We start from the raw sequence: 20,837 nt of genomic DNA, 5'->3' as shown, positions 1-20,837 counted from the left end.
GGACATTGCCTCGATCATGTCTTGCAGGCCGGCGCCGCCGGCGGTAACAGCGAGGCTCAGCATCCGATGGACTACACCAACTTCAACAGCCTGCAGATCCTGCTGCTCTGCGGCTCCGCCATTGCATTGTGCGTCTGGCAACTGCGCGCGGTGCAGCGCTCGCGTCGGCAGCAGGTCGTGGTGCGGGCCGCACCGCAGTTGCAACGCCGTGGCCGCACCGCGGCGCGGCGGCGCTGAGCACGGGCGACGCCGGGCGATAATTGGCCGGCGGAAACGAAAAACGCTGCCCTAGGGCAGCGTTTTTTGTCGGGAGCTCGCTCCGCGGGTAAGCGGGGCGGCGCCGTGAGATGGTGCCGAGGAGAGGACTTGAACCTCCACCTGGTTTCCCAGACATGGACCTGAACCATGCGCGTCTACCAATTCCGCCACCTCGGCAGGGGGCGCGCAGTGAGCCGCGAACGATGCGGGCCTGCGAAGCTCGGGAATCATAGTGAGACAGCGAGGCCCTGTCAACGCTACACTAGCGAGCTTTAGACAGTGGCAGGTAACCCGTGGCACGACGCAAATCGGCCCAATCCGCGAAGGCGCAGGATCCCCATCGCCAGCGCGAAGCCAAAAAGTACGACAACCCCATTCCGAGTCGCGAGTTCATCCTCGAAACGCTGACCACGCACGCAGCCCCGATGGAGTTCCAGGAGGTCGCGGACGCCTTGGGGCTCTCCGGGGAAGAGGACCTGACCGCCCTTGAGCGACGCCTGGGCGCCATGGTCCGCGACGGGCAGCTCGTCCGTAACCGCCGCGACGCTTACTGCCTGGTGAACAAGCGCGACCTCGTCGCCGGGCGCATCATCGCGCACCCGGACGGCTTCGGCTTCGTGAAGCCGGATGAGGGCGGCGACGACCTCTACCTGTATCCCAAAGAGATGCGGGCCGTCTTCCACGGCGACCGCGTCGTCGCCCGCGTCACGGGGCAAGACCGGCGCGGCCGGCTGGAGGGCTCCATCGTCGAGATCCTGGAGCGCAGCACCAGGACCGTCGTCGGCCGGCTCTACTCCGACAGCGGCGTCGGTCTGGTGGTGCCGGACAACAAGCGCATGACCCACGAGGTCATCATCCCGAGCGACCGATTGCTGCAGGCGCAGCGCGGCCAGATCGTCGTCGCCGAGATCACCGATCAGCCCACCCAGCGCACGCCGCCCATCGGGCGCATCGTCGAGGTGCTGGGCGATCACATGGGCCCCGGCATGGAAACGGACATCTCGATCCGCGCCCATGATCTGCCCGTGGACTGGCCCGAAGCGGTGCTGGCCGAGATCGCCGGGCTTGGTGAAGAGGTGCCGGAGCACGCCAAGGTCGGCCGCACCGATCTGCGCGAGCTGGCGCTGGTCACCATCGACGGCGCCGACGCCCGCGACTTCGATGATGCGGTGTACTGCGAGCGCAAGCCCAAGGGCTGGCGGCTCTTGGTGGCCATCGCCGACGTGTCGGCCTACGTGACGCCCGGCAGCGCGCTGGACCAAGAGGCCGCCAAGCGCGGCAACTCGGTGTACTTCCCGGATCGCGTCATTCCGATGCTGCCGGAGGTGCTCTCCAACGGGCTCTGCTCCATCAACCCGCAGGTGGATCGGCTCTGCATGACCTGCGAGCTGTACGTGAATCGCGAGGGCAAGGTGACGCGCTCGCGCTTCTTCGAGGCGGTGATGCGCTCCCACGCCCGCTTCACCTACGACCAGGTGGCCACGCTGCTCGACGGCGACGACCCGGAGCTGGCCGAGCGCCATGCCGAGCGGCTGCCGCAGTTGCACGAGCTGCACGCGCTGTTCAAGGCCCTGCACGAGGCCCGCGTCCAGCGCGGTGCCATCGACTTCGACACCACCGAGACCAAGTTCATCTTCAACGAGGCGCGACGCATCGAGCGCATCGCGCCCGTGCAGCGCAACGACGCGCACCGCCTCATCGAGGAGTGCATGCTCGCCGCCAACGTCGCCGCCGCGCGGCACTTCGAGCGCAAGAAGATGCCGGCGCTGTACCGCATTCACGAGACGCCCAAAAAGGAAAAGCTCGCCGACCTGCGCGAGTTCCTCGCCGAGCTCGGCCTCAACCTGCCGGGCGGTGAAAAGCCCACGGCGCAGGACTATGCGACGGTGCTGAGCACCGTGCAGGGCCGCGCGGATGCGCACCTGATCCAGACCGTGCTGCTCCGGTCCATGCAGCAGGCGATGTACAGCTCGGACAACGTCGGCCACTTCGGCCTCGCGTACGACGCCTACACGCACTTCACCTCACCCATCCGCCGCTACCCGGACCTCATCGTCCACCGCATCATCAAGCACATGCTGGCTGGCGGCACGGCGGCGGACCTGGAGTACTCCAAGCCCGGGCTCCAGCAGATCGCCGACGTCTGCTCCGGCACCGAGCGCCGCGCCGACGAGGCCACCCGCGACGCCGAGAGCTGGCTCAAATGCGAGTACATGCGCGACAAGCTCGGCGAGGAGCTCGACGGCACCATCACCAGCGTGCAGGGCTTCGGCCTGTTCGTGGAGCTGGACCAGATCTACGTCGACGGCCTCGTGCACATCACGGCGCTCGACAACGACTACTACCACTTCGACCCCGTCGGCCATCGCCTGACCGGTCAGCGCACCGGGCAGGTGTATCGGCTCGGCGACCGGTTGCGGGTCAGGGTCGCGGCCGTGAATCTGGACGATCGCAAGATCGACTTCGTGCTCGCCGAGCAGGCCCGGCCGGGCGGCCGGAAGCCCAAGGGCGGTCGGGGATCGGGTGCTCAGGGACAAGGTGCTCAAGGACAAGGTGCTCAGGGACAAGCTCACCAGGGACAAGCGCCCCAGGCGCAGGGTCCGCAGGGTCAGGGTGCACCGCAGGGCGCAGAGCAGGGTGCCGAAGGCGCCAATCCGGCCCGGCCGCGTGGCCGGAAACCCAAGGGCGGTCGGGGACCGGGTGCTCAGGGACAAGCGGCGAAGGGACAGGCTGCTAACGGACAAGCTGCTAAGGGACAGGGTGCTGAGGGACAAGCTGCTAACGGACAGGCTGCTAACGGACAGGCTGCTAAGGGACAAGCTGCTAAGGGACAGGCTGCTAAGGGACAGGGTGGTAACGGACAACCTGCTCAGGCGCAGGACCCGAAGACCCAGAGTGCACCGCAGGGCGCAGAGCAGGGCGCAGAGCAGGGCGGAGAGGGCGCCAAGCCGGGCGAAGCGCCCGCCGCGAAGAAGCGCTCACGCCCGCGGCGCAAGCGCAAGGCCGCGCCTGAGGCGCCATGACGCGCCTGGGCGCCATCACCGGCAGCTCGGTACTGCCGCCGACGGCGCCCGGCCCCATGACCGCATGACCCCGTGAGCGCGCCCTCTCCCCCTGCCGCCACGCCCGCCGCCGGCATCAACAGCGCCCGCAGCGCGCTCAAGTTCGGTGCCGGCCAGGCGGCGGAGCTGTGGCTCGACCGCCGCCGGCGCGATCGCCGGCTCGCCGAGCTCGCCGCGCTGGCGCGCGAGGCCGGCATCCCGGTGCGCCAAGTGGACCGCGAGGCGCTGGATGCGGCCGCGGGCGGTGCCAACCACCAGGGCGCCATCGCCTGGGTGCAGGGCCCGGCGAGCCGGCCGGTGCAGGACCTGGACGCGCTGCTCGCCGGGCTCGACCATCCGCCGCTGCTGCTGATCCTGGACGGCGTCACCGACCCGCACAACCTGGGTGCCTGTCTGCGCAGCGCCGATGGCGCCGGCGCCGACGCCGTCGTCGCCCCCAAAGACAAGGCGGTCGGGCTCACGCCGGTGGCGGTCAAGGTCGCGAGCGGGGCCGCCGAGTCCGTGCCCTTCGTGCAGGTGACCAACCTCGCCCGCACGCTGGAGCGGCTGAAGGACGCCGGGGTCTGGCTCATCGGCACCGCCGACGACGCGGCGCAGGGCCTGTTTCAAGCGGACCTGCGCGGCCCCATCGGCATCGTGCTCGGGGCCGAGGGCACCGGCATGCGCCGACTCACCCGCGAGCATTGCGACCTGCTGGTGCACCTGCCGATGCGCGGGCGCGTGGAGAGCTTGAACGTCTCCGTCGCCGCCGGCGTGTGCCTGTACGAGGCGCTGCGGCAGCGCGAGCAGCGGCCGGCCTGAGCGTCCGCGGCGAGCCGGTCACGGGCAGCGCGTCGGTCATAATGGCCGCCCCGAACGAGCCGCCGTTGCGCCCCAAAGCCGTCCACCGGCGGTGCCGCCGAGCAGCGCGGACGCGGCCGCGGCGGCGTCGGCGATGATCGCCTGCCGGTGGGCACCGACGGCGCCGTCGGGGTCCGCGCAGACCAGGCGTCGGCGCCGCCCGCAAGCTCGAGAAACCGCTCGTCGCGCTCACCGGCGCTCCGACCAACTGCAACGCGAACGGCAACGCGAAGCCTGTCGATACCGCGACGGCACGCGCGCACGTGGCGCCCATCGCCGGTGCCGGCCACTGCGACTTCGAGTCCCCCACCGACCGCCTCTGCGAGAAAATTGCCGCGGACTGTGCGCAGCGCCGCCGGCCTGGGCGCGTCGTCGCCCGTGGGAGCGCCGTCCCCGGCGCGATCCGCGCCGATCGGCTCCGCGGCGATTGGCGGCGCGCACGCCGCTCCCCCGGCGGCGCCGCCTGCCCAGCCGGCAATCAAGGCCTCAATGCCCCGGCGGCAACTGCTTCACCAGCAGCGCGATGGCGATCAGCAGGTGCAGCAACCCCATCAGGCGGTGGCGGTGGTCCTCGGGCAGGGGCAGCCGGTGCTCGGGGACCAGGTGCAGCAGGCCGAGCAGGACGTAGCAGGTGATGTAGGCGGCGGTGAGGAGGAGCATCAGGTCGAGCATGGCGGGCCTCGGCGGTTGTCGTTGAGCACGCTTTAACGAATACACGCACTTGCGCCTGCTGTACGGGAGTTTGCCGGCTCCCGTTCCTCCCGCCGCGGGAAAGTCCGGCCAAACGGGAGATTCCGGAAAATTTGTGGCCATGATGCGGGCTTGCGTCTTCCAAGCACGCGCCGCTTGCCCAAGCCATCGGGGATGACCCGTGCCTTGGGGTAAGATTGCGCCGCAGTGTTCGCTGAAGTCTTTGCCGCGTCTGCTGTTTGCCGGAGGCCGAATATGAGCGCAAGGCAAGGGGACAAGCTCGATCCCCACAAGATCGCCGAGCTGTTGCGCAGCATCGAGGACGCCGGTGTGACCATGGAAGGCTTCGCGGATCTGTCGGGCGTGGACGCCAAGACGCTGCGAGGCTATCGGGACGAGGCCGTCAACAGGCCGCAGCCCCGCTTGCAGCGCAAGGTGTTGACGGCGGTCGAGAACAAGCCCGAGCTCAAAAAGCTGGTGAAGCCCCGCGATCATTATCGCCTCGGCGATACGAGCGGCACCGAACCGGCCCTGCCCCTGGATGCCGAGACAGCGCCGCCACCGGCCAAGACCCTCCGCGTCCAAGTCCTTGTCACCCCGGACGCCACCCACGAGGCAGCAGAGCTTTGCAAGCGCCTGCAAGGGCTCGCGGCCGAGCTGCGGATGCCGGGGGCGTTTCAGGTCGCGATCTCGGCCGCCGACGCCGAGCACCCCGCGCTCGACCCGGATGCCGCCCTGGTCATCGCCGTGCTCGGCTGCACGCTGGGCGCGCCCGGCAGCGAGCAGGCGCGGCAGACGCAGCGCTGCTGGGAGGGGTTCCGCGCGCGCTGCGCTGCGGCCGAGGATTCGGCCACTGCCGCCTCCGCCCCCGCCATCGTCTATCGCCGCAACTGGCGTGACTGTGCTCCCAACGCACGGGACTTCGACGACCCCGTCGCGCTCGACGCGGCCACGGAGGCCGCCAGGCAATTCCGGACCTGGGCCGACGCGCTGCTTGATGGGGCCACAGCGCACGCGCTGCCGGGCCAGACCCATGGCCTGACCTGTATCGCCTACCACCAGGACGAGATCGCCAGGCTGGCCGATCGCCTCGCCGGCGATCTGGCCGGACCGGTCGAGGCACTGCTCCCGGCGCTGAGCGCCGCGCCGGGCGCCGGCGAGACGGACACGGCCGGTGCGGAGCGCTGGATGGCCGGCTCCCCGTTCCGCGGGCTGCTGCCCCTGACGGATGACTACGCCCTCGTCTTTAAGGGCCGCGGCCGGCACGTCGACGCGCTGATGAAGCTGCTGCGCAACCCGCGGACCCGGTTCGTCGCCGTCGAGGGGGCCTCGGGCTCCGGCAAGTCGTCGCTGGTCTGGGCCGGCTTGCTGCCGCGCCTGGCCCGCGGCGGCGCGATCGAAGGCTCCGAGCACTGGTTGGCGGTGCGCTTCGTGCCCACGGATCGACCGTTCAACGAACTGGCCACCCAGTTATCGGCGCATCCGCAGCTCAAGGGGCATTGGCCGAATCCAGGCCCGCTCGTTGATCAGCTACGACGCCCGGTGGGCGGCTTCGCAGACGTCCTGCGACAGGCCCTTGCCGGTCGTCCTCAGGGCGCCCGGCTGCTGCTGTTCGTGGACCAGTTCGAAGAGCTGTTTACGATGCCCGCCGCAGACGGGGCCGCAGACGGGGCCGCCGACGGGCCGCCCTGGCCCTGGGAGCCCTTCGTCGCCCTGCTGTCCGACGCAGCCGCTGAGGAGCGGGCGCGCGTCGTCGTCACCATGCGTCGGGAATTCGCGTCCCGCGTCAGCGACACCCCGGCGCTGGCGGCGCTGTTCAACCAGGCCCGTTACGCCCTGCCGATGCCAAGCCAGGCGGAGCGGGAGAGGATGATCCTGGAGCCCGCCCGCCTGGCCGGCATCCGGTTTCCCGCCGACGTCGCCGCCGAGATCGTCCTGGATACAGGCGACGAGCCCGGCGCGCTCGCCATGATGGCCCACACCCTGGCCGCGCTGGTGGCGCCGGAGGCGCAGCCCGAGTGCCCCGCCGAGGAGGTGCTGCGCCGCTTGCAGGCGCTCGAGCCCGCCGACTTCAGGCTGCGCCTGGACAAGATGCGCGGCGCCAAGGGCGCCATCGCCGCCAGCGCCGAGCAGGCGCTCGGCAAGTTTCGCGAAGCGCACGGCGGGCAGTGCGCCGAGGAGGCCCTCGCGCTGCTGTTCGGCAAGCTGGTGCAGGTGGCGGATCTCGACAAGCCACCGACCCGCTGCCGGGCGCCCAAGGCCGTGCTCGGCGCCGCGGACGGCCCCGCCGCCCGGCTCGCGGCCTTGCTCGAAGACGAGGCACGGCTGCTGGTGAGCGACGGCCCGAGCGGCGGCACCGCGCCCGAGGCCAGCGCGGAGGCGCAGGCCGACGACCCGCCGCGGCGCGTCGCGAGCATCGAGGTCGCCCACGAGGCCCTGCTCACCGAGTGGCCGCTGCTCGCCAAGTGGATCGACGCCCGCAAGGACCAGCTCTGGCTCAAGCACCGGCTGGCGGGGCTGACGCAGCTCTGGCTGGCCCATGACTGCCACCGTGGCTACCTGGCCGCCGCGGTGCAGGTGGCCGAGATGCGCGACGCGATGGCGGCCCTCGGCGAGGCGCTGACGCCGGAGCAGCGTGCCTTTCTTGAGCCGGCGTTCCGCGCCGACTGGCTGCTGCGGCGCGACCTGGCGGCATGGGAGCAGGCCGGGCGGCCCGACGACCGCCTCTGGGGCGACGACCGCTTCCTCGGGTTCGTGCCGGAAGACCGCGCCGAGCCCGACGCCGACGACGAGCCGGGCGAGGCCGCCGCCCCCGCCGCGGCCGCCGCGCGGCAATCGCCCGAGCCGCCGCTGCTGCCCGAGCCCGCCACGGCCGAGCAATGGCAGGCGCAGCGCGAACGGCGCCGGTTCCTGAGCCGTTCCTTCGAGCAGGTGCTCGCGGACCACGCGGGCAGGCCGATGCGACGCACCCGCTGCGCCGAAGGCCTCGCGCGCCTGGGCGACCCGCGCTTCGACCCGCTGCACTGGCACCTGCCGGACGACGACATGCTCGGGTTCCGGGAGGTGCCGGCTGGGCGGTTTCTGATGGGCACGCCGCCGGCGCAGGCGCGGTGGGACGAGCTCTATCACCCGCGGGAAGGCGTGCCGGAACATCCCGTCGCGCTGAGGACGTTCTACTTGGCCCGCTGGCCGGTGACGGTGGGGCAGTTCCGGGCCTATCTGACGGCAGCGGATGTTCGCGAGCGCTGGCCGATCGACGCATGGGATCAGCACTGGCGCACCGCGCTGCCCACGATGCCCGTGGTCTACGTGAGCTGCGCACAGGCGTCGGCCTATATCGACTGGCTGGCGCAGCAGATGCGCACGCAAGCCGGCCGCCGCGTGGAGCGGCTCGAGGCACGCATCGATGGGGCGCCGGAGGGGCAGGCCGCGTACCGCTTCTGGAAGGCCATTGCGGAGCGCGCCGTCAACCCCGGGCTGCCGTCCGAGGCCGAGTGGGAGAAGGCCGCGCGCGGCGGCGAGGACCGCGCCGACGCGCACGGTCGCGTCTATCCCTGGGGCGACGACTTCGACGCGACGCGGGCCAACGGTTCGGACACCCGCATCGGTGGTGCCTGCCCGGTCGGCTGCTTCCCCGCGGGCCGGAGCCCCGTTGCGTGCGAGGATCTGTCGGGCAACGTTTGGGAGTGGACCCGCAGCCTCTGGGGCAGGCAGGAAGACACGCCGGATTTCCCCTACCCTTACGATCCGGATGACGCCGAGCGGGAGGATCGCCAGGCACCCGGCGACCGGCGGCGGGTGTTGCGCGGCGGCTCGTTCGGCCTCTCTTGCGACCTCCTGCGTTGCGCCATGCGCTACAGAAGCAACCCCGGCAGCCGCCTCTACGACGTCGGCTTCCGGGTCGCCTGGTCCCCATACCTCTGATCTCTGTCCCCTCTGATCTCTGTCCCTCTGACGTCGTCGTCGATGGGGTGACGGGCGGCGTTCTCGTGTACGCGAGGGTTGCCGTAGAGACCCCCGCATGCGCGAGCCACGACAGATGCCGATCTTCTCCCGCACTTTCCACCTGCTGTCCTGGCTGCTGCCCGCCACCCACGAGGTTCCGCGCGCCCACCGCCACGACTTCACGCGGCGGCTGCTGCCCTCGTGCCGAGGCTCTGCCTCGGCACGCCTTCCCGCGGCTCTGCCGCCCGGGACGTTCACTGCCGGCAGAGCCGGCGAACGCGGTGCCGAGGCGGAGCCTCGGCACCAGACGGAACACCTGCATGCGGCCGACGAGGCCCTGGCACGGCTGCGGCTCTACCTGCGGCTCGCCGTGCATCGGGGCTGGCTCACCGGCGGGCAGTACAAGCACGCGGCCGCCATGCTGGCGGAGGTGGGCAGGCTCTTCGGCGGCTGGCACCGGGTGAGCGCCGGCCCGCCGGCCGCGGCGCTGTCGTAACAGTCCGTCCAGCCGACGCGCGCCGTGGACGACGCGGACGACCTCGATGCCTTTCGATAGAGCACGATAGAGCACGATAGAGGATGAGATAGTTGCCGACCGGCAGGTAGCGAAGTTGGGGGGGCAATGTCGGGGCGGGCGCGGCCGAGGAGGGGATTCGCGGCCAGGAGGAGGCACTTGCGGTCGATCTCTTCAAGCAGTCGGTCTGCGGCGTCCGGGTTGTCGGCAGCGATGTAGAGCCAGATCTCGACGAGGTCGTCCTCGGCCCTGGCGGTACGGCGAAGGGCAGCCATGTTCCGTCGCCAGCCTGATCGATATGCTCAGCGGTTGCCGGATCGCTGCTGCTCGTCTAGTCGGCGCCGCGCCTCTGCTTTGATTGCCTCGATGTCTTCGAAACGCCCGGGACCGCTGGCAAGCCCCTCGGTCCAGAACCGTCGCATATCCTCGATGTCCGGTTGCCGAAGTGCGCGTCTCTGCTCCCATTCCCGCAGGGCATCCCGAACGACCTCGCTGTTGCTCGCGTACTCGCCGCTCTCGACGGCGACACGAACCAGCCTGGCCATCTCCGGGGTCAAGGCGATGCTGAGTTTCTCGACGTTTGCCATGGATGGGTACCTTTCGACTCCAGGCGGGTCATCAGGCGATTTCTGTCAAAAAACATACCGCCTGGCTTGTCTTTTCGCCCGCCTTCTGCGTCGCGGCAGCGGGTGCATAGTTCGACTATGCACCCGCTGCCGCTCCTTGAAGGCGGACGAAAATCCTGCGCCATTCGGTACGTTTTTTTCCGGCAATCGCCTTATTCCTACTCGTTGCCATCGATGCGAGCATCCTGGCGAACCGCAGCGCCTGCTACTGTCCCGGGAGTTGCGGCCGGGATGCGCGTTAAGGCCGTCCACCGGCGGTGCCGCCCAGCAGCGCGGACACCGCCGCGGCGGCGTCGGCGATGATCGCCTGCCGGTGGGAGGCGGCCGCGCCGTCGGGGTCCGCGCAGACCAGCTCGCAGAGGCCGTCGGTGGGGGACTCGAAGTCGCAGTGTCCGGCGCCCGCAATAGGTGCGACCTGGGCGTGCGCGGTCGATGCGTAAACGGCCGCGGCGTTGCCGCCGGCGTTGCAGTTGGTCGGTTGGCCGACCAGCGCGACCAGCGGCTTGTCCAGTTGCCGGGCGGCGCCGAGGCCGAGCCCGCCCGCGTCCACCAGATCCAGCGTCAGGATGCCGACGGTGTTTGCATCCGCCCGGCCCGCCAGCAGGGCCGCGAGCCCGCCGGCCGAGAAGCCCGCGTAGACGACCCGCTCCGCGCCCAGGTGCCGGGCCAGCGCGAGCATGTCCCGGCCGTTCTGCACATGCCGTCCGGCCCAGGGTTTTTGGTTGCAGAAGTCGAGCGTGGCCACCTGCATGCCGTCGGCGGCGAGCGCGGCGGCAAGCCCCTGCATGCGCTGCTGGCTGCGCAGAAAACCATGGGCGAGGATCACCCAGGCGTCGCCGTCGGCCGTCGCCGCCGGCCGATAGCGGCGGTAGTCGATGGTGCAGCCGGTGCTGGACCTGAGCTGCCCCGCCGCGACCTGCACGCCGGCCGGCAGGTCCGCGGGCGTGGTCCGGGCCGCCGCATCCGGGCGCAGCAGGAGCCCGCTGCAGCCGCCGAGCAGCATGAGCAGGAACGGATAGAGCGTGCCGAGGCGAGGTTTCATGGCGCAGCAGATGCCGGCCGGAAGGCGTGCGCGCAACCTCTCCCGGCCCCGTATCCAGAAAGCATCGCACCGGCGACGTCGCCACGGAAGGGGTCAGAGAGACGCGAGGGAGAAGAATGTGCAACTACGAAATGCGCGAAACACGCGAAAGCTGGACGTAACTGTCACGGTTGTGGGGGCTCTTTCGCGCTTTTGGCGTGTTTCGTAGTTCCTCTTCGGAGCGGCGCCGCGGGCCGGCGCGCGATCGGCACACCCTTCGCCCCGCTGTGTACTCGCCCTTTCCGGGCGTTGTCGTTGTCGTCAGCCCGCCCCATCGGGCTGCATCCGCGCCGCCGGCCCGGTAAGCTCCCCGCATGCCAGCACCGCCCCAGACCATCGCCGACGCCGCCCCGGTCCGCATCCGCCGCTTCGGCGAGCATGCGACGGCGCCGGCGAACCTGCCCGCGCTGTTCCATCGGCTCTACGCCCACCGCGGCGACGCAGAGCCCGCCGTGAGCCTGGCGGAGCTGCTGCCGGCGGCCGGGCTGCAAGGCATCGACGCCGCCGCGGCGGTGCTCGCGGACCAGGTCCAGCGCGGCGGGCGCATCCTCATCGTCGGCGACTACGACGCCGACGGTGCCACCGGCAGCGCGGTGGCGCTGCTCGGGCTGCGGGCGCTCGGCGCGGCGCATGTGGACCACCTCACGCCGAGCCGCTTCCAGCACGGCTACGGGCTCGGCCCGGCGGTTGCCGACGCCGCCGCGGAGCGCCGTCCGGATCTGATCGTGACCGTGGACAACGGCATCGCCAGCCACGCCGGCGTCGCGCGCGCCGCCGAGCACGGCATCCCGGTGCTGATCACGGACCACCACCTGCCGGGCGCCGAGCTGCCCGCCGCCGCGGCCATCGTCAACCCGAACCAGCCCGGCTGTGGCTTCGCGAGCAAGCATGTCGCCGGCTGCGGGGTCATGTTCTACCTGCTCGCGGCCACGCGCGCGGAGCTGCTGCGGCGCGGCTGGTTCGCCGCCGGTGCCGCAGCGGGCGGGCGCTCGCCGCCGAACCTGGCCACGCTGCTGGACCTGGTCGCCTTGGGCACCGTCGCCGACGTGGTGACCCTGGACCGCAACAACCGCATCCTGGTGGAGCAGGGGCTGCGGCGCATCCGCGCCGGTGCCTGCCGGCCGGGCTTAAGGGCGCTGCTCGAGATCGCCGGCTGCCGCATCGAAGGCGTCACGGCCCGGGATCTCGGCTTCGCGGCCGGCCCCAGGCTCAACGCCGCCGGGCGGCTGGATGACATGGGCGTCGGCGTGGAATGCCTCACCACCGATGATCCGGTGCGCGCGATGCGCCTCGCGCAGCAGTTGAACGGCCTGAACAGCGAGCGCCGGGAGCTGGAGCACGGCATCCTCGATGAGGCCGTCGCGCTGGTGGAGCGCGACGCCGCGGCGAGCGGTGCGCTGCCCGCCGCGCTCTGCGTCTACGGCGCGCACTGGCACGAGGGCGTCATCGGCATCGTCGCGGCGCGCCTGCGCGAGCGCTGGCACCGGCCGACCATTGTCTTCGCCGACGGCGCCGACGGGCTGCTGCGCGGCTCGGCGCGTTCCATCGAGGGCCTGCACATCCGCGACGCCATCGACGCGGTGGACAAGCGCCGGCCGGCGCTCATCGCGCGCTTCGGCGGGCACGCGATGGCCGCGGGCCTGACCCTGCCACGGCAGGCGCTGGCGGAGTTCCGGCACGCCTTCGCGGCCGAGGTGGAGCGCGAGCTCGGCGGCGCACCCGCCGTGCGGGAGATCCTGTCCGACGGGGAGCTGCCGGCGCCGTTGCTCACGCTCGGCACCGCCGAGGCGCTGCGCCGCGCCGGCCCCTGGGGCAAGGGCTTCGCGGAGCCGGTGTTCGACGGCGTCTTCGCGGTGGCGCACAAGACCATCGCCGCGGAGCGGCACCTCAAGCTCCGGGTGCGGCTCGGCGACGCGCCGCCGCTGGACGCCATCGGCTTTCATCTGGCCGAGCAGCGCGGCGCCGTCGGCGAGCGCGTGCGGCTCGCCTACCGGCTCGACATCAACGAGTACCGCGGGCTCAAGGCACCGCAGTTGGTGTTCGAGCATCTGGAGCCGGTGGCGGACTGACCCCGCGCGCTCAGCCGGGGTGCTCGATGCGCGCGCGTGCCCAAGCCAGCACGCGGCGCAGGCGCGGGTTCAGCAGCGCATCGGCTTCCTCGGCACTCACCCAGCGCCACTCGTCGTGCTCCGGGCGGCCGAGCTCTGCGCTCACCGGCAGGGTCACGTCGCCGTGCGCTGCCTCGGCGATGTAGTAGCGGGCGATCTTGCCGCGGCCGTAGCGCTCGGTCTCGATCCAGTCCTCGCCCCAGCGCAGGCTTAGGCCGGTGAGGCTCGTCTCTTCCTCGGCCTCCCGCAGCGCCGCGGCGAGGGGTTCCTCATCCGGCTCCAGCTCGCCCTTCGGAAAGTCCCAGTAGCTGAAGCAGCGCAGCAACAGAAAGCGCGGTGCGTCGCCGGCGAAGCGCACCGGCACGACGCCGGCGGCGCGGGTGACGGGCTTGTCTGTGCTGTTGCGGGTCGGCATCGGAGAACCCTGCGTCACGCTGCCTTTTCGACCTCGACCGCCAGACGTCGCCCCAGGGCGCGCAAGGCCCGCTCCAGCGTCGCTGCTTTGCTGGCGTGACGAGGGTCGATGAGGCGTCGCGCCTCTTTCTCGTTGATTCCCAGCCGCCGCGCCAGCTCGGCCGGGCCGACGCCCATGTCGCGCACGGCCAGGTACAGGGCCGCCTTGAGCGCGGTCTGGATCGGGACCGCCACCGGATGCTCATCGGGCAGAAGCGCAGAGGACGCCGGAATATCGCCTCGGTCGTCGATGCGCGCTGCGACGGCCTCTTCCAGGCAGTCGGCCGCCTCTAAAAGCGCCTCATCGCGGGTGTCGCCCTGGGCGATGGCCTCCGGCCAGTCGCGGAAGGTCACGACGAAGCCACCGGTCGGCTCGGGCGTCAGGGTCGCAGGATAGATAAATTGCATCGGGTGCTCCGCTCACAGATCGCCGGGGCGGAAGCCAAGCTGCCTGAGCATCGCAATTCCGCCCCCTTCATGCGAGCCAGTATCAGACAACTCTTTCCGCTTGCGAAATCGCGCCGCGGGTCGGGCGGTCTCAGAGGTATCCATCATCGACGAAGCAGCCTGCCCATGACCATCCGACAGCTACGCATCCGCTTCCTCCTCGTGATGCTCGCCGCGAGCCTGCTCGCCGCGCCGACGCCGGCGCCGGCGCAGCACGGCGACTTCGACCTCGACAACGCGCTGGTGCCGGTGGCGGAGATCCACGCCGGCGGCCCAGCGCGCGACGGCATCCCGTCCATCGACCGCCCGCGCTTCCTGCCGGCCCGCGACGCCGACTTCCTGCGCGGCGCGGATCAGGTGCTCGGCATCGTGCGCAACGGCGTCGCGCGGGCCTATCCGATCCGCATCATGAACTGGCACGAGATCGTCAACGACGAGATCGAAGGCGAGCGCATCGCCGTCACCTACTGCCCGCTCTGCGGCACCGGCGTGGCCTTTGCGTCGGCGTCCGGCGGCCGGCCGCTAACCTTCGGCGTGTCGGGGCTGCTCTACAACAGCGACATGCTGCTCTACGACCGCGAGACCGAGAGCCTCTGGAGCCAGATCAAGAAGCAGGCCATCGCCGGGCCCCTGGCAGGCCGGGAGCTGACCGCGCTGCCGCTGACCCACACGAGCTGGAGCGGGTGGCTGCGCGAGCATCCGGACACGGTGGTGCTGTCCACCGACACGGGCTACCGGCGCGACTACGCCCGCCAGCCCTACGACGGCTACGAGACCGAGCGCGGCCTGTACTTTCCGGTGGCGAACAAGTCCCGTCGCTATCACCCCAAGGAACGCGTGCTCGGGGTCGAGATCGACGGCGCGTACAAGGCCTATCCGTTCGCGGAGCTGTCCCGGACCGACGGCGAGGTGGCGGACCGCATCGCCGGGCAGCCGGTGACCATCCGCTTCGACCGGCTGAACCAGAGCGCCCGCGCCTTCGATGCCCAAGGCCGCCAACTGCCGGCGATGACCGGCTTCTGGTTTGCGTGGTATGCCTTTCACCCGGAGACCGAGGTGTTTCGGGCCGGGCGTGGGTGAGGTCCTGTTCGCCGCCGCCGTTGCCTGCGCAACCGAAAAGGCCGGCTCAGGGCCTGTCTGATGGTTCGGCGGGGATTCCCGGCTCGGAGAACCGACGCCAGCTCGCCTCCAGCTCTTCGGGTGTGGCGTTGATCGGACCCAAGCCCTTCCTGCCGATCAGGGCTAGAAACTCGGCGTAAGTCAGGTCGAGCAGCTCAGCGGCCCTGGCCATGCTGATTACGCCGCGCTGGCGTTGCTCGATGATGAAATCCTCGAACAACGCCCGGCGAATCGCGTCATGCGTCTCGAAGTGCGCTGCCAGCTCGTCAGGGATGTCGACGGTGATGGAGGTCATGGGACGGGCTCGGTGCGGAGCAGACTGGTGTGGCGATTCTAATGCTTGAGGAAGGGATGGCCCGCGCGGAGCAGCGATCAGACATGTCGAGCGCCTGCCGCGAGCCGCCGCCCGAGCGCCGCGGCGCGCCGCTCGGTGCGGGCGTGGATGTGCTGCTGGGGCTGCTGCGCGGACAGCCCGTGCCAGAGCTTGCCGACGGGCGCGCAGCCGAGCACCTCCGCCGTTTGGGTCAGCTCCTTGAGCGCACTGTCGAACAGCCGGGCCAGCAGCGACGGCGCGGCGCTGGATGTGATCAGCACCGCCGGGCGGCGTCGGCGCTGCTTGCCCTCGGAGAGATCCCGCCGCAGCTTCGGCGCCGGCTGGCCCCAGGGCCAGTACGCATGGCAGATGAGCCGCTCCATGAAGCGCTTCATCACGGCGGTGACGGTGCCGAAGTTGACCGGCGCGGCGAGCACCAGGCCGTCCGCCGCGTCGATGCGATCAAGCAGCGCCGCCATGCCGTCGCCGAGCTCACAGGTGCCGCGCACCGGGGCTGCATCGGTCTGCTCCTGCGTGCAGGCGCGGCAGTTGCGGCAGAAGGCGATGGGCTGATCGATGAGATGCACGCGCTCGGTGTCGGCGCCGGCGGCGGCTGCCGCCGCCAGCACCTGATCAACGAGCTGATCCGTGATGCCGCCGCGGCGGTAGCTGCCGTCCACGGCGATGATCCGGGGGCGTGGCAGGGTCGGTGACGGCGGGCTGCTTGGCATGCGGCTGGTCCTCTTGGGGAGGCAATGCGATGCGTCCATGCTACGGCGCTGCCGGTGCGCGGTCAGCGCCGCCCGTCGCGGGGCGAGAGGTCACCAGCGCGCCCGCTGCTGCCCGTTCCAGCCCCGGCCGGCATCGCCGCCGCGCGCTGCCATGCGGGCGCTGCGGAAGTCGCCGAGCTCGGCCTGGCTCAGCTCGCCGTCGCCGTTCGCATCGATGTCCTCGAAGGCCGGCGCGTTGCCGACGTTGCGCATGGCGCGCCCTGCCGCGGCGTTCGCGGCGATGCGCTCCGCGCGGAAGGCCGCGTGCTCGGCGGCGCTGATGGCGCCGTCGCCGTCGCTGTCCATGGCCGAGAAGGCGGCCGGTCCGCGACTCCCCGAGCCGCCGGGTGCGCCCATCCAGCCCGGCTGCGCGACGGCCGTGCCGCCGGCGCCGATGAGGCCGATGCTCGCGGCGAGCAGAGTGATGGTGAAGATGCCGGTATTGCGTGACATGTGAGCCTCCGTCAGTGGCGGTGAATTGATGGACAACGGCGATGCGCTGCTCTGCCAGCGTCGGCGCCGCCCGGCGGCCGGGGCGTGTTGCCTCTGCCGCCTGATTCAAAGCCTAGCCCGCGAGCGTGCAGCACCGCCGCAAGGCCGGTGCAAACATCGCGCAAGCCGCCGGCGGGGCTTCGGTGCGGAGGCTTTTCGTTGTCGTAGTCGGTCGCGACGGACGATGCACGATTACGACAACGGCAACGACAGCGAGCTAGCCGCTTTGCGACAACGCCCGCAGCAACAGCACGTAAGCGGTGACGCCGTCCATCAGCATCTGCACCGCCATCATGATGAGCAGCATGCCGGTCAGCCGCTGCAAGGCCCGCAGCCCGCGCGTGCCGAGCTTCTCCATCAACAGGCTGGAGGCCAGCAGGATCGCGGCGCTGATGCCCCAGGCGGCCGACAGTGCGCCGAGCCAAACCCAGAAGCGTGCCGGGTCGCGGCTCACCAGGAGCAGCACGGCGGCGAGGGCGGACGGCCCCGCGATCATCGGCATCGCCAGCGGCACGATGAAGGGTTCCTCGTCCGGCGTGGTCCGCACCGGCTCGGGCCCGTCCGGGAAGACCATGCGCAACGCGATAACGAACAGCACCACGCCGCCCGCGATGCCGAGCGCCGGCTGCTCCAGGCCGAGTAATCCGAGCACCGCATCGCCGCCCACCAGGAACAGCACCAGCACGGCGTAGGCGATCAGCAGCTCCCGGGCGATGATCCAGAGCCGCCGTCGCCGCGCATAGCCGGCCAGCAGCGCGTGGAATACCGGGATGTTCCCGAGCGGGTCCATGATGATGGCGAGCAGCACGGCGGCGGAGATGAGCTCCATGGTGGGTCTATCGGCAGGCCTGAGGTAGGTAAAGGGCAAGGTCGAGGGCCGAGGACCGAGGACCGAGGAGCGCTCCCTTGGCCCTTGGCCCTTGGCCCTCAAGCACCTTGTCGCTACGAACCGTGACACATCGCCAAGCTGCCGCCGCACTCGTCTCTGTGCTGGTGGATCATCTGCATGCTCAACGCCTGACTCAGATCATGGTTCTCTTGCGTGCCGCCGGTCCGGGCCGCATGCCCGAGGCCGCAACCGCGGGCAACCGGCCCGCCGATGCTGATGCAAGACAACCCGTTGGGCAACGTCGCTTGGAAGCGTCGGACAATGGGTTTCAAATAGCGTCCATTACAAACCGCAACGAACCGATCCGAGGAGAACGCTGGCATGTCCGAGGCAACGAAGTCCGAGTCGACCAAATGGGTGTACGCTTTTGAGGAAGGCGACGGCAAGAACAAGAAGCTCTTGGGAGGCAAGGGCGCCAACCTCTGCGAGATGACCCAGATCGGGCTCAACGTGCCGCCGGGGTTCGTCATCACCACCGAGGCCTGCCTGGCCTACCTGGACACGTCGGATCATGCGCTGCCGGCGGGCGTCATGGCGGAGGTGCAGGCGCAGATGGCCGCGCTGGAGCGCAAGACCGGCAAGGGCTTCGGCGACCCGGACAAGCCGCTGTTGGTGTCCGTGCGCTCTGGCTCGGCCATGTCCATGCCGGGCATGATGGACACGATTCTGAATCTTGGCCTCAACGCCGAGACCCTGCAGGGCGAGATCCGCGCCACCGGCGATGCGCGCTTCGGCTACGACGCCTACCGCCGCTTCGTCCAGCTCTTCGGCAAGGTCGCGCTCGGCGTGCCGGATGAGCTGTTCGACCGCGAGTTCGAAGAGGTCAAGGAGCACGCCCACGCCAAGCAGGACGTGGACCTGTCCGCGACCGACCTGAAAGAGATCTCCGAGCGCTTCCTGCGCGTCGTCGAGGAGCACACCGGCAAGCCGTTCCCGGCGGACCCGATGCAGCAGCTCGAGATCGCCATCAAGGCCGTCTTCAACAGTTGGTCGGGCAAGCGCGCCGTGGACTACCGCAACCAGTTCCACATCACGCCGGACATGGCCAACGGCACCGCCGTCAACGTCTGCACCATGGTCTTCGGCAACCGCGGCGACGACTCCGCCACCGGCGTCGGCTTCACCCGCAACCCCGGCACCGGCGAGAACGAGCTGTATGGTGAGTACCTGATCAACGCCCAGGGCGAGGACGTGGTGGCCGGCATCCGCACGCCGAAGCCGCTCGCCCGCCTCAAGGTCGAGATGCCCAAGATGGCCGAGGAGCTGGCCGAGCTGCGCGCGAAGCTCGAGACGCACTACCACGAGGTGCAGGACTTCGAGTTCACCATCGAGCGCGGCGTGCTCTATTGCCTGCAGACCCGCAACGGCAAGATGAACGCCGCCGCCATGGTGCGCACGTCCATCGAGATGGTCAACGAGGGCCTCATCAGCAAAGACCAGGCCTTGCAGCGCGTGGACCCGATGAGCCTGGAGCAGATGCTGTTCCCGCGGCTGGACCCGAAGGCCAAGCGTGAGCCCGTCGCCGAAGGTCTGCCGGCCTCGCCCGGCGCGGCTTCCGGCATTGCCGTGTTCGACGCCGACCGCGCCGAGCAGCTCGGCCGGGACTTGGGCCAGGACGTGATCCTGGTGCGCGAGGAGACCAAGCCGGAGGACATCCACGGCTTCTTCGCCTCCAAGGGCATCCTCACCTCCCGCGGCGGCAAGACCTCCCACGCCGCCGTCGTCGCCCGCGGCATGGGCAAGCCCTGTGTCGCCGGCGCCGAGGGCATCAGCGTGGACGTGACCCGGCGCGAGGCGAAGGTCGGGCTCACCAGCTTCAAGGAAGGCGATGTCATCACCCTCGACGGCTCCAACGGCCACGTCTACATCGGCGCCATCCCCACCGTGGAGCCCGAGTTCACCGCCGAGCTGTCCACGCTGCTCGAATGGGCGGACGAGACCGCGCGCCTCAAGGTGCTCGCCAACGCCGACACCCCCGACGACGCCCGCGCCGCGCGCAAGTACGGCGCCGTCGGCATCGGCCTGGCCCGTACCGAGCGCATGTTCAACACCGTCGAGCGGCTGCCCATCGTCATCGAGATGATCGTCGCCGAGACGCCGGAGCAGCGCGAGCAGGCGCTCGCCGAGCTGCTGCCGTTGCAGCGCCAAGACTTCCGCGAGCTGTTCGAGGTGATGGCCCCGCACCCGGTCACCATCCGGCTGCTGGACCCGCCGATTCACGAGTTCCTGCCTGACGAGCACCAGTTGGAGCGCGACCTTGCGGACCTGCACGTGCTCGCGCAGAGCACCCGCGGCATGACCGCGCTGGCCGGCACCATGGGCCTGCTGCACACGCCGGACAACGAGCGTATCGCCTTCGAGGACCTGCGCCGGGTCATGGACCCGATGCTGGTGGAAGAGGCCATCTCCAAGAAGGAGACCATGCTGCGCAAGGTGCGCGTGCTGCACGAGACCAACCCCATGCTCGGCCACCGCGGCGTGCGGCTCGGCATCAGCTTCCCCGAGATCTACAAGATGCAGATCCGCGCCATCCTGGAGGCCGCCGCCGAGTGCGTCGCCGCCGGCATCGACGTGCATCCGCAGATCAAGGTGCCGCAGGTCTGCACCAAGCAGGAGCTGCTGCGCGTGAAGGCGTACGTGGACGAGATCCACGCGGAGCTTGAGGCCAAGCACGGCCGCCCGGTGCCGTTCAAGTTCGGCACCATGATCGAGGTGGTGCGCTCTTGCATGCGCGCCCAGTCCCTGGCCGAGATCGCCGAGTTCTTCTCCTTCGGCACCAACGACCTGACGCAGGCCACCTTCTCGTTCTCCCGCGAGGATGCCGAGAACAAGTTCCTGCCGCTCTACAACCGCAGCCAAATCCTGCAGGACAACCCCTTCGAGGTGCTTGACGTGAAGGGCGTCGGCAAGCTCATGCAGCTTGCCGTGGAGTGGGGCCGCAAAGAGCGCCCGGACCTGCACGTGGGCATCTGCGGCGAGCACGGCGGTCATCCCAAGTCCATCAGCTTCTGCGACGAGGCCGGCCTCGACTACGTGAGCTGCTCCGGCCCGCGCGTGCCGGTGGCGCGCCTCGCCGCCGCGCAGGCGGCCATGGCGCATCGGCCGCAGTAGCCTCCCTGGTGGTGCCGGCATCCTGCCGGCACCGCCTCGGTCAACCTGAGGAAAAAAGCGCGGCGCCGGGCAACCGGCGCCGCGCTATGCTTTTGGGCCAGTCGTCAAACTCCCATGCA

General features: G+C 70.3%; 17 protein-coding genes, 1 tRNA gene and 1 pseudogene. 8 read left to right on the top strand and 11 right to left on the bottom strand.

Features of this window, described 5'->3' with window-relative positions; genetic code table 11:
* Nucleotides 1–21 precede the first annotated feature (21 nt).
* Entirely contained in the window at nt 22–237 is a 216-nt protein-coding gene (locus ML01_RS29205; protein WP_156427920.1) for a hypothetical protein, read from the top strand.
* Between the two features lie 111 nt (nt 238–348).
* Here the strand turns inward: ML01_RS29205 and ML01_RS22400 are convergent.
* Nucleotides 349–435 (bottom strand) — tRNA-Leu (locus ML01_RS22400).
* Between the two features lie 116 nt (nt 436–551).
* On the opposite strand from ML01_RS22400, the gene rnr reads away from it, so the two are divergent.
* Nucleotides 552–3,281, top strand: coding sequence for a ribonuclease R (gene rnr, locus ML01_RS22395; RefSeq protein WP_082674557.1), 2,730 nt, complete (start codon nt 552–554; stop codon nt 3,279–3,281).
* A 72-nt stretch (nt 3,282–3,353) separates the two neighbouring features.
* Nucleotides 3,354–4,121: a 23S rRNA (guanosine(2251)-2'-O)-methyltransferase RlmB gene (rlmB, locus tag ML01_RS22390; protein WP_058557617.1), complete on the top strand. Its 768-nt coding sequence runs from the start codon at nt 3,354–3,356 to the stop codon at nt 4,119–4,121.
* A gap of 525 nt (nt 4,122–4,646) precedes the next feature.
* On the opposite strand, the gene ML01_RS22385 is transcribed toward rlmB, so the two are convergent.
* A complete protein-coding gene (locus tag ML01_RS22385) occupies nt 4,647–4,832 on the bottom strand; it encodes a hypothetical protein (protein WP_058557616.1) in 186 nt (61 codons plus the stop codon).
* 273 nt (nt 4,833–5,105) lie between these two features.
* Between ML01_RS22385 and ML01_RS22380 the strand changes: the two genes are divergently transcribed.
* Both ML01_RS22380 and ML01_RS30820 read left to right on the top strand, forming a co-directional pair.
* Nucleotides 5,106–8,774, top strand: a complete 3,669-nt coding sequence (locus ML01_RS22380; protein WP_058557615.1) for an SUMF1/EgtB/PvdO family nonheme iron enzyme — start codon at nt 5,106–5,108, stop codon at nt 8,772–8,774.
* 97 nt (nt 8,775–8,871) lie between these two features.
* Nucleotides 8,872–9,291: a hypothetical protein gene (locus tag ML01_RS30820; protein ID WP_156427919.1), complete on the top strand. Its 420-nt coding sequence runs from the start codon at nt 8,872–8,874 to the stop codon at nt 9,289–9,291.
* Between the two features lie 167 nt (nt 9,292–9,458).
* Here the strand turns inward: ML01_RS30820 and ML01_RS31485 are convergent.
* The 3 genes and pseudogenes from ML01_RS31485 to ML01_RS22365 form a co-directional block, all read right to left on the bottom strand.
* Nucleotides 9,459–9,584: pseudogene (locus ML01_RS31485) on the bottom strand (type II toxin-antitoxin system RelE/ParE family toxin); the annotation flags it as partial.
* Nucleotides 9,585–9,611: 27 nt separating this feature from the next.
* Nucleotides 9,612–9,896, bottom strand: coding sequence for a type II toxin-antitoxin system ParD family antitoxin (locus tag ML01_RS22370; protein ID WP_058557613.1), 285 nt, complete (start codon nt 9,894–9,896; stop codon nt 9,612–9,614).
* A 277-nt stretch (nt 9,897–10,173) separates the two neighbouring features.
* The gene (locus ML01_RS22365; RefSeq protein ID WP_058557612.1) at nt 10,174–10,977 is read right to left on the bottom strand and encodes a hypothetical protein; all 804 of its coding nucleotides are present in this window, start codon (nt 10,975–10,977) and stop codon (nt 10,174–10,176) included.
* A 353-nt stretch (nt 10,978–11,330) separates the two neighbouring features.
* On the opposite strand from ML01_RS22365, the gene recJ reads away from it, so the two are divergent.
* Entirely contained in the window at nt 11,331–13,085 is a 1,755-nt protein-coding gene (gene recJ / locus ML01_RS22360; protein ID WP_082674556.1) for a single-stranded-DNA-specific exonuclease RecJ, read from the top strand.
* A 10-nt stretch (nt 13,086–13,095) separates the two neighbouring features.
* Here the strand turns inward: recJ and ML01_RS22355 are convergent, their stop codons facing one another.
* Nucleotides 13,096–13,539 (bottom strand): NUDIX domain-containing protein, encoded by a 444-nt coding sequence (locus ML01_RS22355; protein WP_058557611.1) that lies wholly within the window; start codon nt 13,537–13,539, stop codon nt 13,096–13,098.
* A gap of 14 nt (nt 13,540–13,553) precedes the next feature.
* Nucleotides 13,554–13,985, bottom strand: coding sequence for a type II toxin-antitoxin system HicB family antitoxin (locus ML01_RS22350; RefSeq protein ID WP_058557610.1), 432 nt, complete (start codon nt 13,983–13,985; stop codon nt 13,554–13,556).
* 165 nt (nt 13,986–14,150) lie between these two features.
* Between ML01_RS22350 and ML01_RS22345 the strand changes: the two genes are divergently transcribed.
* Nucleotides 14,151–15,104: a DUF3179 domain-containing protein gene (locus tag ML01_RS22345; protein WP_254045359.1), complete on the top strand. Its 954-nt coding sequence runs from the start codon at nt 14,151–14,153 to the stop codon at nt 15,102–15,104.
* Nucleotides 15,105–15,150: 46 nt separating this feature from the next.
* Here the strand turns inward: ML01_RS22345 and ML01_RS22340 are convergent, their stop codons facing one another.
* The 4 genes from ML01_RS22340 to ML01_RS22325 form a co-directional block, all read right to left on the bottom strand.
* Complete coding sequence (locus tag ML01_RS22340) at nt 15,151–15,438, bottom strand: UPF0175 family protein (protein WP_058557609.1); 288 nt, start codon at nt 15,436–15,438, stop codon at nt 15,151–15,153.
* 77 nt (nt 15,439–15,515) lie between these two features.
* On the bottom strand, nt 15,516–16,187 hold the full coding sequence (locus ML01_RS22335) for a flavodoxin family protein (protein ID WP_058557608.1): 672 nt from the start codon (nt 16,185–16,187) through the stop codon (nt 15,516–15,518).
* Between the two features lie 90 nt (nt 16,188–16,277).
* Nucleotides 16,278–16,679 (bottom strand): hypothetical protein, encoded by a 402-nt coding sequence (locus tag ML01_RS22330; RefSeq protein WP_058557607.1) that lies wholly within the window; start codon nt 16,677–16,679, stop codon nt 16,278–16,280.
* A 256-nt stretch (nt 16,680–16,935) separates the two neighbouring features.
* Nucleotides 16,936–17,547, bottom strand: a complete 612-nt coding sequence (locus tag ML01_RS22325) for a MarC family protein (RefSeq protein ID WP_058557606.1) — start codon at nt 17,545–17,547, stop codon at nt 16,936–16,938.
* A 381-nt stretch (nt 17,548–17,928) separates the two neighbouring features.
* Here ML01_RS22325 and ppdK point away from each other — a divergent pair, with 381 nt between their 5' ends.
* A complete protein-coding gene (gene ppdK / locus ML01_RS22320; protein WP_058557605.1) occupies nt 17,929–20,718 on the top strand; it encodes a pyruvate, phosphate dikinase in 2,790 nt (929 codons plus the stop codon).
* Nucleotides 20,719–20,837: the final 119 nt, after the last annotated feature.

Source organism: Thiohalocapsa sp. ML1, from assembly GCF_001469165.1.
Lineage (GTDB): Bacteria > Pseudomonadota > Gammaproteobacteria > Chromatiales > Chromatiaceae > Thiohalocapsa.
This window is presented reverse-complemented; position numbering and strand designations above follow the sequence as displayed.